The following is a 14,853-nucleotide window of genomic DNA, read 5'->3' on the forward strand; positions in this document are numbered from 1 at the left end:
CGTTCGCGTACGGGCCCTTCGTCGTCGGGGTGACTAGCGCGGGTCGGGTCCTGTGGCGACCGGGCGGGACGCGTCCGACGACCATTCGGACCAGGACCCCGCGTACAGCGCCGCCTCGACGCCCGCGAGCTCCAGGGCCAGCACCTGGTGTGCGCCGGAGACGCCCGAGCCGCAGTAGACCCCGACGGTCGGGGCCTTCAGCGCGCCCAGTGCCGCGAAGCGCTCCGCCAGTTCGGCGGCGGGCTTGAAGCGGCCGTCGGCGGTGGCGTTCTCGCTGGTGGGGGCGGAGACGGCGCCCGGGATGTGGCCGCCGACACGGTCGATGGGCTCGACGTCGCCCCGGTAGCGCTCGGCCGCGCGGGCGTCGAGGAGCAGGCCCTCGTCCGAGGTGCCCAGCACGGCGGCGGCGTCCGCGTCGAGCAGGCCGATGCCGCCGGGGGACGGCTGGAAATCGCCCTCGGCGGGGGTCGGGAGTTCCGTGGACAGCTCGCCCGTCCAGGCGGCGAGGCCACCGTCCAGGACCCGTACGTCCCGGTGCCCCGTCCAGCGCAGCAGCCACCAGGCGCGGGCCGCCGCCCAGCCGAGACCGCCGTCGTACACGACGACGGGAGTCCCTGCCGAGACGCCCGCGCGGCGCATGACCGCGCCGAAGGCCGCCGGGTCGGGCAACGGGTGGCGGCCGCCGGAACCGGGCGGTCCCGCCAGTTCCGCGTCGAGGTCGACGAAGACCGCGCCGGGCAGGTGCCCGGCCTCGTACGCGGGACGCTGGTTCGGGCCGCCGAGCTGCCAGCGGACGTCGAGGAGGACGGGCGGACGGGGTCCCGCCGACTCGCCTGCGAGGTCGGCTGCGGAGATGATGGCGTTCATGGGGGCCATCCTCGCGCAGCGCCCGGCCCGGCCGGAACCGTGTGCGCCGGAGCATCACCGGCCCCACCCGCAGCACGCCGCCCGCCCGCCACTCTCGTAACGAGGTGGAAACGAGACGCGCGGCGCGGCCGGGGCGCGCTCCGCGCCGGGTGGTGCAAGCATCTGCACGGGGCACGAATCCGTACCGCAGCACACTCGGGCGCGAATCCGTACCGCACAACGGCGTGCACGCCCCGATCCCGTACGGCCACCACGAATGGTCCGAGGAGAAGTTCATGACCGAGGCTGCCGCTCGGCTCACGCCCGGCACCCCCTGCTGGGTGAGTCTGATGGTGCACCAGCTGCCCACCACCCAGGAGTTCTACGGAGCACTGTTCGGCTGGGAGTTCCGGCCGGGACCCCAGCAGCTCGGCCCGTACGTCCGGGCCCTGCTGGACGGAAAGGAAGTCGCCGGTCTGGGGCAGCTGCCGCCCGACCGGCACCTGCCCACCGCGTGGACGCCGTACCTGGCGACCGACGACGCGGGGGCCAGCGCACAGGTGATCAGCAGCAGTGGCGGCACCGTCGCGGTCGGGCCGCTGGACGCGGGGGACGCGGGGCGGATGGCCATCGCGTCCGATCCGGCGGGGGCGGTGTTCGGGCTCTGGCAGGCGGAAAGCCATGCGGGCACGGCGATCGCCGGGGCCCCGGGGACGCCCGTGTGGAACGAGCTGGTGACGCGGGAGACCTCCAGCATCGTGAAGTTCTACCAGGCCGTGTTCGGGTACGACGCGGAGCCGGTCGTCTCGGCCGACTTCGACTTCACGACGCTGCTCCTGGAGAAGAAGCCGGTGGCGTCGCTGCACGGGGTGGGGCACGCGCTGCCCCGGGACCGGGGCGCGCACTGGATGACGTACTTCGCGGTCGAGGACGCGGACGCGGCGGCGGCGCTGGTGACGGACCTGGGCGGGCACGTGGTCCAGCAGCCGAGGGAGACCGTGAGCGGGCGGGCGGCCGTGGTCGCCGATCCGGAGGGGGCAGTCTTCACGGTCGTACGGCCGCGAGGCTGAGGTTCTGGCGGTCGTACGGTCGTACGGTCGTAGGGTCGTACGGTCGCCGTCGTCGAGTCGGGACGGGCCGGGTTCCGGGGCGGCGCTTCCCGGAACCCGGGCAGTTCACTCCCCCACAGGTGCCAGGGACACGCTCCAGAAGTCGGCGTAACGGCCGCCGCGCAGGAGCAGGTCCTCGTGGCTGCCCTGTTCGGTGATGCCGCCGTTCTCCAGGAAGACGACGCGGTCCGCGCGGCGGACGGTGTGCATCCGGTGCGCGACCATCACCACGGTCCGACCCGCCATCAGGCGTTCGATGCCCTCCTGCACGGCCGTCTCGTTGACCGGGTCCAGCGCGGAGGTCACCTCGTCGAGGAGGACGACGGGCGCGTCCTTGAGGAGGGCGCGGGCGATCGAGACGCGTTGGCGTTCGCCGCCGGACAGGCGGGCGCCGCCCTCGCCGACGTGAGCGGCCCAGCCGCCGGGGAGTCGTTCGACCACCTCGTCGAGGCGGGCCGCTGCCGCCGCTTCGCGTACGTCGGCGTCGGTCGCGGTGGGGCGGCCGAGGCGGACGTTGTCCTCGATGGTGCCGTCGAAGAGGTAGACGTCCTGGAACACGATGGCGAACCGTGCCATCAGGACCTCCGGGTCGACGGCGCGCACGTCGACGCCGCCCACGCGGACCGCTCCCGCGTCGACGTCGTAGAACCGGGCGAGGAGTTGGAGCAGGGTGGACTTGCCCGCGCCGGAGGGGCCGACGACGGCGAGGCGCTGGCCTGCGGGGACGGTCAGGGAGACGTGGTCGAGGACGGGTGAGCGGTCGTCGGCGTGCTCGTGGGCACGGTTGTTGGCGTCTGCGTTGGCGTCTGCGTTGGCGTTGGCGTTGGCGTGCCGGAAGGTGACGGAGTCGAATTCCAGGTCGTGGCCGTCAGGGCGGACCGGGTCGGTGGGCACGGGGAGCGGCTCGGTGCGCAGGACGGCGTCGAGCTTGGTCAACACGGTTCGGGCGACGCGGAGTTGGCCGCCGATGTCGGTGAGGGAGAGGAGGGGGTCGGCGCAGCGGGCGGCGAGGATCAGGATCGCCAGGGTCTCGGCGACGCCGATGCTGCCGCCGAGTGCGAGGTGGGCGCCCAGCGCGAGGAGGCCGGTGAAGGCCGCCTGCACGGTCAGGCCGAGGCCGACGACGCCGGGCAGGGCGGCCAGGGTGGAGCGGCGGGTGGCGCGCTGCATCTCCTGGAGTGCGTCGTCGAGCAGGGCGAAGCGTTCGGCCGTGCGACCGCCCGCGCGCAGGACGGGCTGGGCCTTGAGGTACTCGACGACCCGGTCGGTGGCTTCTGCGTCGCGGCGTTCGCGTTCCTCGTCGGTGGTGGTGGAGGCGCGTGAGGTCCGGAGCTGGATCGCGGCGACGACGGGGACGGCGGCGAGGGCGGCGAGGCCCAGCTGCCAGTCGAAGGCGAGCATCACGGCGACGATGGTCAGCGGGGTGACGCTCGCGGAGACGAACGGCTGGAGCAGGTGGGCGATCACGGACATCGCCTGGAGGACGCCCCGGCCCGCGAGCACGGACACCTCGCCGACGCGGCCGGAGGCGTACCAGCCCAGGGGCAGCCGGGCCAGGTGGTCGCCGAGGCGGTGGTACATGCCGCTGAGCAGGGTGGCGCCGACCTGGAAGCCGGACAGGTCGCTGACGTAGCGCAGTACGGCGTAGACGGCGACGGCCGCGCCGAAGGCGGTCAGCCAGGGCCAGGCGTCGGTGGGGGTGCTGCCGAAGAGTTCGCGGAGGACGGGGACGAGGAGGGCGTAGGAGAGGCCCTCGGCGATGGCGGTGGCGGTCATCAGGGCGATGGTGCGGCGGACGGGTGGGGCGTATCGGGGGCCCAGGACGCTGAGGAGGGTGCGGATCATCGGGGGTCGTCTCCTTGCGGGGCTCCGGTGGGGGTGGGGCGGGGTTCGGCTCCGTCGGGGGTGGGGCGGGAGGTGGTGGGGTGGGGGGTGTCGGTGGGTGGGGTGTCGGTGGGTGGGATGTCGGTGGGATGGGCGGGGGCGAGGGGGTCGGCTCCGCCGGGGGTCGGTGGGAGGTGGGATTTCCAGAAGGAGGTGAAGGGGCCCGGGGTGGTGAGGAGTTGGGTCGGTGGGCCGGATGCGACGATGCGGCCGTGGTCCAGCAGGACGACCGTGTCGGCGTCGGCGATCGTCTCCAGGCGGTGGGCGATGACCAGGACCGTACGGTCGCCGCCCCGGCTCGCCAGGGCGTGCCGCACGGCTTGTTCGGTCTGGGGGTCGGCGAACGCGGTGGCCTCGTCGAGCACCAGGACGGGCGCGTCGGCGAGGAGGGCGCGGGCGAGGGCGACGCGTTGGGCCTCGCCGCCGGAGAGCCCGGCGTCCTCGCCGATCACCGAGTCGTAACCGCGCGGCAGTTGGAGGATGCGGTCGTGGATGTGCGCCAGCTCGGCGGCCCGGACGACGGCGTCTCGGTCGGCGTGCGGGACGGCGAGGGCGATGTTGTCGGCGAGGGACGCACGCAGCAGCCGTACGTCCTGGAAGACGAAGGAGACCGTGCGGTACAGGTCGCGGGCGGCGATGTCGCGCAGGTCGACGCCGCCGAGGCGCACCGAGCCGCGGGTGGGGTCGAAGAAGCGCGGGAGGAGCTGGACGAGGGTGGACTTGCCACTGCCCGAGGGGCCCACGACGGCGGTGACCGTGCCGGGTTCGAGCACGAGGTCGATGCCGCGCAGGACCTCGCGGGGGACTTCGCGGGAGTCCGCGCCGGGGGCGCCGGACGCGTGGGGTCCGGTGGGCGCGTCGGGGCCGGTGGGCGCGTCGGCCTCGTCGGGTCCGCCGGGGGTGCCGGATGCGTCGGGGCCGGTGGGCGCGTCGGCCTCGTCGGGTCCGCCGGGGGTGCCGGATGCGTCGGGGCCGGTGGGCGCGTCGGCCTCGTAGGCGAAGTGGACGTCGTGCAGTTCCACCCGGTGGCCCTGGGGGGTCCGCGGGTGTGGTGGCTGGGACAGCGGTTCGACCCCCAGGACGTCACGGATGCGGCCGACCGCGCGGCGGGCGGTCTGGAGGTCGTCGAAGCCGTGGCCGAGAGCGGCGAGCGGGGCCGTCAGTCCGAGGCCCAGGAGAAGGAAGGGCACGAGGTCGGCCGGGGCCAGTCGGCCGCCCGTGATCAGGACGGCCCCGCCGGTCAGGACGGTCAGCATCACGAAGGGCGGCGACAGGGCGAACTGCATGGCCGCGGCGGGGCGGGCCACACCGCGCACCCACCGGGTGAAGGTGGTGACGAAGACGTCGGCGGCCGTACGGAACGCGGCGTGCGCGCGCCCTGACCCGCCGAATGCCTTGACCACCGCGATGCCCTCGACGAACTCGACGACGGAGTGCGCGATCCGCCCCGTGCCCGCGTCGAAGTCGGCCTGCTCGCGCTGTCGGGCCGGAGTCATCATCAGCGGCACGAACGCGACGGCGAGCACCACCGGAATCAGGGTGATCAGGGTGAGCCGCCAGTCGACGGTGAGGAGGTAGCCGAGCGAGGCGAGGGGGACCACGAAGGCGGAGACCAGTTCGCCGGGGGCGTGGGCGACGAAGGGGTGCACGGCCGAGACGTCCTCCCCCACCACCTTGGCGAGTTCGCCGGTCCTGCGCCGGGAGAACCAGCCGATCGGGACGCGGCCCAACTGCTCGGCGAGCCGCCTGCGGAACGTCAACTGCACGCGCCCGTCCAGGACATGGCCGATCGCGGAGGAGGCCGACGTGCAGAGCAGCCGTACTAACAGGCCCGTGACGCCCAGGAGTACGAGGTTCCAGACGTGGCCGGAGTCGGGCGGCCCCGGCGCCAGCATCGTGCGCGCCAGCTCGACGACCGCAAGCAGCGGGGCGAGACCCGCGAGGGCGCCGGTCACCTGGAAGGCCACGAGGGCGGCGAAGTTCCCTGCGTACGGGCGCAGGAGCGAAGTCGTGGTCGGCTTCGTCCCGGGTGTCGGGCGCGGGGGCCGCGTCGCTGAGGGAGCTGCGGCAGAGTCGGTGACGGCCATCGGGCTCTCCTTTCCGTTCGTCTTCGCAGGGGCACGTCGATGCAATTACTGTACGCGTAAGAAAACTAAACCTCCAGGGACTTGGGCACGGGACGCGGACGGGGTACGCACGGGGCACGACGGTGGGGCACGCTCGTCCGCGCGTACGCTGGGGACGCCCCCGGAGAAGAATGAGGAAGCGAAACCCGTGCAGCCCACACCCGATTCCGGCAAGGCAGGGCGTCCGGACACCGGCCGTTCGGGCAAGGTCGGCCGCCCGCCCCGGCTTTCCCTCGACGCGATCCTCGCCACCGCCGGGCGCATCCTCGACACGGAGGGGGCCGGGGCACTGTCCATGCGCCGCCTGGCGCGGGAGCTCAACAGCACGCCGATGTCCCTGTACCACCACGTACAGGACAAGGACGATCTGCTGATGCTGCTCCTGGACGCGTACGCCCAGGACATTCCGCGACCCGAGCTGCCCGATGAGCCCCGCGAGAAGCTGGCCGTCTGTGCGCGGACGTTCCACGACATCCTGGCGGACCGCCCCTGGATCGTGGAGGTGCTGTCCTCCGACGCCTTCGCGAGCGTCTCCGCGATGTGGATGGTGGAGGGCGTGGTCGACGCACTGATCGGGTGCGGCCTCACTCCGGAGGACGCGGCGTACGCCTACCGCGTCATCTGGACGTACACCGTCGGGGAACTGACCCTGCTCCACCGGGAGCGGCCCCGGGAGCGGGACAGGCCCACGCGGCTGGAGCTCACCATGGCGTCCTTGGACGCGGAGGAGTTCCCGAGGCTCGCCGCCTTCGGGGGCCGGTGGAACGAAGTGACCGCGGCGGACGACCACCACCGTGGCCTGGAGGCCGTGATCGACGGGCTGCTCGCCCAGGCGTGAGGGGTGGATGCGTAACCCCGATTTACGTAGCGGTGAGCCGCGTTGACGTACCGGACCGGCGCGTCGCCGCCCCTAGCCTTCCTGCCCATGGAACTTCACGGACTGCTCCCGGCACAGCTCGCCCACACCGGGGCCGCGCTCCTGGCGGTGACCCTGCTGGCGGTCGCCGGGCGGAGCGCGGCCCGGTGGCTTCGGCTGCCCTCGGTCATCGGGGAGGTGACGGTGGGGTTGCTGGTGGGGCCCCTGGTGCTGGCGCTGTTCGGGCGGGAGCTGTTCGGGGTGATGCTGCCGGGGGCGGTGCTGGAGAACCTCAAGGTGGTCGGACAGGCCGGTCTCGTGCTCTTCCTGGTGGGGCTGACGCACAAGCTCCGGTCGAACGGTCAGGACGGGCCGGACGGTCAGGACGGGCCTGGCGGGCCTCGGCCGTCGCGGCGGGCGCTGTCCGCGCTGGCCGGGTGGGCGCTCGTACTGCCCCTGGTGGCGGGGCTGTTGCTGGTCGCGGTGATCGAGGTCAGCGGGGACGGGGCGGCGCGGGGGACGGCTCCCCTTCCGGCGTTCGTCGTGATGGTGGCCGTGGCCATGTCGATCACGGCGGTGCCCGTGCTGTCCCGGATACTCGTCGACCGGGGGATGACGGACACGGCCGCCGGGAACCTCGCGCTGGGGGCCGCGCTGGTCATCGACGGGGTCGGGTGGGTGCTGCTCACCGTCGCCGTCGGGCTGGGTACGGGGCAGGCGGGCGGGCCCGTGGGTGCGGCGCAGGCGCTGCTGTTCGCCGGGGTGGTCGCGCTGGCCCTGCGGGCGGTGCTGCGGGCGGCCGCCGTACGGCGGTTCTTCGGCGAACGGCCCGGGCTCGCCGCCCCGTTGATCGCCTCGGTGGCCCTGGCGACGGCCCTGGAGACGGAGCGGCTGGGCATGACGGCGGTGGTCGGGGCGGCCCTGGTCGGGCTGGGTGTCCCCCGGGGCGGGCAGGGGGCGGAGCCCTGGGAGGGGGCGGTGGCGCGGGTGTCGCGGGCCGGGCTCGCGCTGACACCGGTGTTCTTCGTGGTGACCGGGGTGACCGTACTGACCGGGGCGTTCGCCGCCACCTCGTGGACGCTGATCGCCGCGACCCTCGTCCTGGGGCTGGCGGGCAAGCTGACCGGGGGGTACTGGGGGGCGCGGTCCGCCGGTCTCGGGACGGCGGACGCGCTGCGCGTGGGGGCACTGATGAACACCCGGGGGCTGACCGAGCTGATCGTGCTCCAGGCCGGTCACCGGGCGGGCATCCTGTCCGCTCCCCTGATGCTCGCGCTGGTGGTGATGGCGTTGGTGACCACGGCCGCGACCGGGCCGCTGCTCGGGCTGGTGAACCGTACGGCGGGAAGGAGCGGGCCGGTGGACGGGATTGCCGTGCCGGCCCGCTGAGGCCGGGAGCGACACAGGGGCGGCGGGGCCCGCAACGGGCCCCGCCCTCCCGTCAGTTGCCGGTGCGGCCTCTGCGTCCGAACGCGAAGTAGAGGCCGAGGAGGACGGCGCCCACCACGGCGACGATCGCCGTGACCGTGCCACTGGCCAGCGCTCCGACCACGATCAGGATCACCGCGTAGAGGACGGGAAGGATGACGTTCGGGTTGGTGGCTGCGGTCTGCGGTCGCTGGCTCATGGCGTTGTCCTCTGCTCACTTGTCGGTACGCCGTGCGTGTGGCGGGTGCGGCGTGTGGGGGTGGTGGAACGTGGGTGATCGTGACACCGGGGCCCGCCCGGCACGGGACACTTTGCGATCTCCTTGCGCTGTGCACGCGTCTCGCCCGGCGGGCGGACACCGGGGGCCGGTGTCATGCCAGTTGGGGGTTGGCCAGGCGGGCGAAGGGGCCGTCCGTCTCCGCGAGGAGTTGTTCGTAGGTGCCCTGCTGGACGATCCGGCCGCCCTCCATGACCACGATGCGGTCCGCATCGATGACGGTGGACAGGCGGTGGGCGATGACGAGCCGGGTGGCGTTGAGCTGCCGGGTGCTCTCGGCGACGAGGCTCTGGGTGGGGTTGTCGAGGGCGCTGGTCGCCTCGTCGAAGAAGACGAGGCGGGGGCGGGCCACCAACGCCCTGGCGATCATGAGGCGTTGGCGCTGGCCGCCGGAGAGGGTGTTGGTGCCCTCGGACAGGACGGTGTCCATGCCCATCGGCATGGCCCGGATGTCGTCGGCGAGGCCCGCCATCTCCGCGGCCGTCCAGGCGTCGTCGAGGGTGTGTCCGGCGGAGCCGACGATGTTGGCCTGGATGCCGCCCGGCTGGAGCGCGCCGTTCTGGAGGACGACCCCGCACTGGCGGCGCACCGCCGAGATGTCCAGCTCGGCGAGGTCCTGGCCGTCGTACAGCACACTCCCGGAGAGCGGGGTCTCGAAGCCGAGCAGCAGGCGCAGCAAGGTGGACTTGCCGCTGCCCGACGCGCCGACGACGGCGATGAACTCGCCCGGCCGGGCGCTGAGGCTGACGTCGTCGAGGACGAGCGGGCCGTCCTGCCCGTACCGGAAGGAGAGGTGGGAGACCGCTACGCGGCCGGAGAGGTCGCCGGGGTCGGCCTTGCTGCCGTCGTTCTCGGGGGTCGCTTCCAGGATCGGCGCGAGTTTCTCCAGCATCGGTACGGTGCCCACGGCCGTGACCGCGGCGGCGGTGAACTGGAGTCCCGCCGACAGCAGCAGGTTGAAGGCGGCGTAGAACGGCAGGAAGGACGCGAGCGGGATCTGCCCGTGCAGCAGTCCCGCCGTCACGGCGAACACGATCGCCGAACACACCAGCGGGAAGCCCGCGTTGAAGGTGGTGACCGCGTTCTGGATGCGGCGGACCCGGGCGGAGAGGGTGTGGCCGTGGGCGGCGAGCCGGGTCCACTCGGCGAAGGCCCGCTCCTCGGCGGCGGCGACGCGCAGCTTGGGCATGGCGGTGAGCAGCTGGAAGACCATGGCGGACATGGCCTGTTCGTGCCGGTACTCGCGACGGGCCCAGCGCAGTTGGAGGCGTCCGGTGACGGCGGCGACGAGGACGCCGAAGCCGGTGAGGGCGACGGCGAGCAGGGCCAGGCGTACGTCGTAGAAGAAGACCAGCGTGAGGTTGGCGAGGCCGGTCGTCAGGGCGAGTACGGCGGTGGTGAGCATGCCGGAGAGGAGTTCCTGGGCGGCGGTGACACCCAGGACGGTGGTGCCGAGTTCACCGGTGGAGTAGCGGGTGAAGAAGGCGGCGGGGAGGGAGAGGAGGCGGTTCCAGAGTCCGGCCTGCATGGCGGCGCCCGCCCGGCTCTCCATCCGGAGTACGGCGAGGTTCTGGACGACGGAGAGGGCGGCGGTCACCAGGCCCGAGGCCATGACGACCAGCGCGCCCTGCACGATGAGGTCGCGGGCGGCGGCGGTGACGAAGGTCCCCAGGACCTTGCCGGTCATCACCGGGATGACCAGCCCGATCAGGGCGACCAGGACGGCGGTCACGGCGAATCTGGCCAGGTCACGGCCGTGCCCGAGAGACGGTGAGAGGCCGAAGCGCAGCAGGCTCGGGACGTCCCGGACGGTTTCAGGGAGGGGGCGGTAGAGGACGACGGCCTGGTTGCGCAGGAGGGGGGCGGTGCCGTCGGTGACGGGGGTGATGCGGCCGTCGTCGACCATGACGTAGCCGTGGCCCAGCGGCAGGAGCGCGACGGGGCGGCCCGCCGTGCGGTAGCCGACCATGGGGCCGAGGTCGGTGGCCCACCAGCGGCCGTCGACGCGGACGGTACGGGTGCGCACCCCTGAGGCGAGGGCGATGGCGCGCAGGTCGTCGCCGTCGGACCTGCGCTGTCCGCTGCCGCGTACGGGAGGCCGTACGGAGAAGCCCTGTCGGGACGCGACCAGGCGGACGGCGGCGAGGAGGGGCGGGTCGGCGGCGACGTCGGCGAGCCGGACGCGGGCCTCGGTGTCGTGCAGGACGGCGTCGAAGCTGCGGACGGTGCTGGACAGGACGGCGTCGTCCTTGGCCGCGCGCACCGCGAGTTCGGTGCTTTCGCGGGTGCGCAGGACGGCGATGCGGTGGTCGACGGTGGCGCGCAGCCGCGCGGCGTGCTCGGTGAGCACGGCGACGAGGCGGCCCTGGCGGTAGACGTCGAGGAGGGAGGCGGTGGTGAGGCGGGCGGGGGTGCGGGCGCGCAGCCAGTCGCGTTCGGTGAGGCAGACCACGGCTCCGGGGCCCGCAGGCTCTAGGGGCAGTGCGTCGGTCTCGGTGCCCGGGTTGTCGGGGGTGCCGTTCTCGGTGGCCGGGTCGCCGAGGTCGAGCTGCCCCGACACCACGCGGACGAAGCGCAGACCGTCGACGGACCGGGTCACGGCGCGCTCGGCGAGCTCGGTGGTCCCGGACGGGCCGAGGGAGGTGAACTGGCGGGGCGGCAGCGAGCCGGGGAGGGCCCCGGCGAGGGCGGTGAGGCCGTCGGTGAGCCCGTCGAGGAGGCGGGCGTGGTCCAGTTCGACGGGGCGGGTGCCGGGGGGCTGCGGGAGGGTGGCGCGGCCCGCCCGGATGTCGTCCAGTACGGACAGGGGCAGTGGGGTGAGCCGGGAGTCGAGCACGGGCCGGGCGACGACGGTGTGCCGCCGGGTGTCGGAGGTCCCGCAGAGCAGCAGGGCCCCGGCCTCGGCGCGGCACAGGAAGTGGCGGCGTCCGGCGCGGTCGGTGTCGGTGCCCCGGTCGACGGCGAAGAGGTCGGCGGCCCCCGACTCGACGTAGAGGAGCTGGTCGGGGGCGTCGAGGCAGAAGGTGCGGGTGGGGGCAGGGAGGGGGGCTGGTGCTGGGGTCGGGGCGGGGGCTGGTGCTGAGGCTGGGACGGGGGCTGGTGCTGGGGTCGGGGCGGGGGTGTTCACAGGGCGTCACGCTCCCCCGCCGTGCTCGACTCGAAGAGCGACGCGTAGTTGCCGCCCGCTGCGACGAGTTCGTCGTGGGTGCCGCGTTCGGCGACCCTGCCCCGGTCGAGTACGACGATCTCGTCGGCGTCGCGGACCGTGGACAGGCGGTGGGCGATGATCAGGCAGGCGCAGCCCCGGCGGCGCAGGTTGTCCATGACGGTCCGTTCGGTGGCGGGGTCCAGGGCGCTGGTCGCTTCGTCGAGGACCAGGAGGGTGGGGCGGGCGGCCAGGGCGCGGGCCAGTTCGAGGCGTTGGCGCTGGCCGCCGCTGAAGTTGCCGCCGTGTTCCCAGACGGTGGCGTTGAGGCCGCCGGGGCGGGCCATGACCTCGTCGAAGACCGCGGCGTCGTGCAGCGCGTCGAGGACGACCTCGTCGGGGACCGTGTCGTCCCAGAGGGTCAGGTTGTCGCGGACCGTACCGGCGAAGAGGGCGATGTCCTGGTCGACGTACGCCATGGAGGCGGCGAGGACGGTGCGGCCGATCTCCTCGCGGGGGCGGCCGCCGAGCAGGATCCGGCCGGAACGGGGCTCGTACAGGCCGGTCAGGAGGCGGCCGACGGTGGACTTTCCGCTGCCGGAGCCGCCGACGATCGCCGTGCGGGAGCCGGGGGCGACGGTGAGGCTGAGGCCGGTGACGACGGGTGGGGCGAGGGGGCCGTAGCCGAAGGTGACGTCGTGGAGGGTGAGTTCGCCGTCGAGGCGGTTGGCGGGGGTGTCGCCGGGGCCCGGGGGCGCGTTCCTGGCGGGCGCGGCGGGCGAACCCTTGACGAGTGCGGCGGGTGAGTCCGCGACGGGAGGGTCGAAGATGCGGGCCTGGGGGTACTTCTCGACGTCGTGGATGCGCTTGAGGTCGGCGTCCAGGTCCTGGAGGCGGCTGCCCAGGTTGGTGAGCTGGGTGACCGGGCGGCTGAGGGCCGCCAGCAGGGTCTGGAACGTGAGGAGGAGGCCGACGCTCAGCGCGCCGTCGACCACGCGCAGACCGCCGACGAGGAGGAGCACGCCGATGTTGACGACGGCGAGCAGCGGCGGGACGACGATGAGGACGGCCGTGGCCTGGCCCAGGCGTTGCTGCGCGGAGGTGACCTTGGCGAGGAAGCCCGCCCAGCGGGTGAAGGCGTCGGGTTCGGCTCCGGTCGCCTTGACCGACTCGATGGTGGAGAGGGTCGCGAAGGTGGTGCCGACCAGGTTGCCCCGGTCCGTGCGCAACGCGCCGACGGCGTCCTTGCGGGAGCGGGCGACCAGTTGGAGGACGACCACGTTGAGGGCTACGGACGACAGGCCGATCGCGCCGAGCAGGGCGTCGTAGCGGAGCATCAGGCCGCCGTAGAAGACGACCAGGATCAGGTTGATCACGGTGGCGGCGAGGTCGCGGGAGAGGATCATCGCGACGGTGTCGTTGCCCGCGACCCGCTTGGCGACCTCGGCGGGCCTGCGCTGGAGGAAGAACTCGATGGGCAGGCGCAGCAGATGCCGGAAGAAGCGGGCCGAGCCGATCAGGCCCGCACGGATCTCCATCCGGAGCAGGTAGTGCTGCTGGACGGAGGTCAGGACGAAGATCATCAGGGCGGTGCCCGACATGGCCCCGAGCAGGGGCAGCACCCCGCCCGTGGAGCCGGCTCCGATGATCCGGTCGATGAAGACGCGCTGGTAGGCGGCCCCGATGATGCCGGGGACGACGAGGAGCAGGCTCGCCAGGAGGACCAGCGGGAGCGCCCGGCCCGACGGCAGACGGCGGCCGAGCAGGGCGGCGGCGGTGGAGGTGCGGCGTCCGCCGGGGCGGAAGTCGGGGCCCGGCTCGAAGGTGAGCATGATCCCGGTGAAGCCCGAGTCGAACTCCGCCCACTCCATCAGGCGCGGCCCGCCCGCCGGGTCGTTGACGGCGACCAGGGTCCGGCCGAAGCGGGTGGAGATGCCCTCGACCACCATGAAGTGCTGGAAGGCCCAGAAGATGATCACGGGTCCCGTCTGGGCGCGCAGCAGGTCCACCTCGGCCTGGAAGCCTCGGGCGACCATGCCGAAGGAGCGGGCGGCGGCGATCAGCGAGCTGGCCTTGGCGCCGTCCCGGGAGACGCCGCACAGGGCGCGCAGCTCCTCCAGGGGTACGTGGCGTCCGTAGTGGGCCAGCACCATGGCGAGGCTGGCCGCGCCGCACTCGACGGACTCCATCTGGAGGACGGTCGGCACGCGGTGGGCCCTGCGCCTGGCCCGCCTCCGGGCCCGGGACGCGGCGCGGCGGGGGCGGCGTACGGCCTCCGGCTGCGGGACGGGGGACGGCTTCGGGGGGATCTTCGTGTCGGTCATCGGGGCCTCCTCGGCTCAGCGGCCCAGGACCAGGTCGAACGGCGACTGGGTGCGCAGCTCGATCGAGGCCGTGACCGACGTCTGTGAAGCGAGCGCGACGGGCGGGGTGTGGGTGGTCGACCAGGTGTAGCCGGACGCCGATTCCCGGTCGCGGATCAGGTCCACGGTGACCAGCCTCGGGGCCTGGCCCCTGTGGTAGCCGTCGGCCGCGAGGTCGCCGCCGACCAGCGAGGCGAGGGCCTCCTTAGTGAGCGGGTACGGGTCGATCCGGGCGACCTTCCCGCGCAGCAGGCCGTACGCGGCCGGGGGCGCGGTCGACACGGACAGTGAGACGGGACGGCCGGGGGCCAGCCGGGCGGCCTGGTCGGCGGGGACGAAGACCAGGGCGACGAGGCGGTCGCCCGGCAGGTCGGTGCGTTCGACGGTGGCGAGGGTGGCGCCGACCCGGACGAGCTGGCCGCTGGTCATGGTGGCGCTGATGACCTTTCCGGCGAACGGGCTGGTGACGGTGCGCACCCTTCCCGCGTCGTCCGTCAGGCGGGCGACGGGCTGGCCCGCGCTCACTTCCTGGGCGGGGCGCACGAGCAGTTCGCGGGCCATCCCCGTGTAGGGGCTCTGCACTTGGCTGGTTCCGGCGGGGTGGCTGAGGACGCCCGGGGCGTCGACGGTGACGTCGAGGCGGGCGAACGCGGCCCAGACGCAGGCCCCTGCCATCACGATCATGACGACGAAGACGGCGATCCAGCCTCGGGGCGCGGCGAGCAGGACCGGTGCGTCCAGCTCGTCGGGTTCCCGCTTGCGCTGCAAAGCCTGGTAGCGGAACTGCACGGTGGTCTCTCCCCCCACAAGTCGTACGGT

Annotated in this window: 10 protein-coding genes; 3 read left to right on the forward strand and 7 right to left on the reverse strand. The window is 73.5% G+C overall.

The window, feature by feature from the left end:
* Positions 1-33: 33 nt before the first annotated feature.
* The gene (locus OG897_RS19600; protein WP_266658489.1) at positions 34-867 is read right to left on the reverse strand and encodes a sulfurtransferase; all 834 of its coding nucleotides are present in this window, start codon (positions 865-867) and stop codon (positions 34-36) included.
* 275 nt (positions 868-1,142) lie between these two features.
* Here OG897_RS19600 and OG897_RS19605 point away from each other — a divergent pair, with 275 nt between their 5' ends.
* Positions 1,143-1,916: a VOC family protein gene (locus OG897_RS19605; protein ID WP_266658490.1), complete on the forward strand. Its 774-nt coding sequence runs from the start codon at positions 1,143-1,145 to the stop codon at positions 1,914-1,916.
* A 105-nt stretch (positions 1,917-2,021) separates the two neighbouring features.
* On the opposite strand, the gene OG897_RS19610 is transcribed toward OG897_RS19605, so the two are convergent.
* Both OG897_RS19610 and OG897_RS19615 read right to left on the reverse strand, forming a co-directional pair.
* Positions 2,022-3,800: an ABC transporter ATP-binding protein gene (locus OG897_RS19610; RefSeq protein ID WP_266658491.1), complete on the reverse strand. Its 1,779-nt coding sequence runs from the start codon at positions 3,798-3,800 to the stop codon at positions 2,022-2,024.
* Entirely contained in the window at positions 3,797-5,926 is a 2,130-nt protein-coding gene (locus OG897_RS19615; protein WP_266658492.1) for an ABC transporter ATP-binding protein, read from the reverse strand. The genes OG897_RS19610 and OG897_RS19615 overlap by 4 nt, the downstream gene beginning before the upstream one ends.
* A 187-nt stretch (positions 5,927-6,113) precedes the next feature.
* Between OG897_RS19615 and OG897_RS19620 the strand changes: the two genes are divergently transcribed.
* Positions 6,114-6,803: a TetR/AcrR family transcriptional regulator C-terminal domain-containing protein gene (locus OG897_RS19620; protein WP_266658493.1), complete on the forward strand. Its 690-nt coding sequence runs from the start codon at positions 6,114-6,116 to the stop codon at positions 6,801-6,803.
* Between the two features lie 87 nt (positions 6,804-6,890).
* Positions 6,891-8,210 carry a cation:proton antiporter gene (locus OG897_RS19625; RefSeq protein ID WP_266658494.1) on the forward strand — a complete coding sequence of 440 codons (1,320 nt, stop codon included), beginning with the start codon at positions 6,891-6,893 and terminating at the stop codon, positions 8,208-8,210.
* A 52-nt stretch (positions 8,211-8,262) separates the two neighbouring features.
* Here the strand turns inward: OG897_RS19625 and OG897_RS19630 are convergent, their stop codons facing one another.
* The 4 genes from OG897_RS19630 to OG897_RS19645 all read right to left on the reverse strand — a co-directional run bounded on the left by OG897_RS19630 (position 8,263) and on the right by OG897_RS19645 (position 14,841).
* Positions 8,263-8,448, reverse strand: a complete 186-nt coding sequence (locus tag OG897_RS19630; protein ID WP_266658495.1) for a hypothetical protein — start codon at positions 8,446-8,448, stop codon at positions 8,263-8,265.
* Positions 8,449-8,620: 172 nt separating this feature from the next.
* Positions 8,621-11,653 carry an NHLP bacteriocin export ABC transporter permease/ATPase subunit gene (locus tag OG897_RS19635; RefSeq protein WP_266658496.1) on the reverse strand — a complete coding sequence of 1,011 codons (3,033 nt, stop codon included), beginning with the start codon at positions 11,651-11,653 and terminating at the stop codon, positions 8,621-8,623.
* Positions 11,650-13,995 (reverse strand): NHLP family bacteriocin export ABC transporter peptidase/permease/ATPase subunit, encoded by a 2,346-nt coding sequence (locus tag OG897_RS19640; protein WP_266658497.1) that lies wholly within the window; start codon positions 13,993-13,995, stop codon positions 11,650-11,652. The genes OG897_RS19635 and OG897_RS19640 overlap by 4 nt, the downstream gene beginning before the upstream one ends.
* A 15-nt stretch (positions 13,996-14,010) precedes the next feature.
* A complete protein-coding gene (locus OG897_RS19645) occupies positions 14,011-14,841 on the reverse strand; it encodes an HlyD family efflux transporter periplasmic adaptor subunit (protein ID WP_266658498.1) in 831 nt (276 codons plus the stop codon).
* Positions 14,842-14,853 lie beyond the last annotated feature (12 nt).

It is taken from the genome of Streptomyces sp. NBC_00237, assembly GCF_026342435.1.
In the GTDB taxonomy this organism is placed as follows: Bacteria; Actinomycetota; Actinomycetes; order Streptomycetales; family Streptomycetaceae; genus Streptomyces.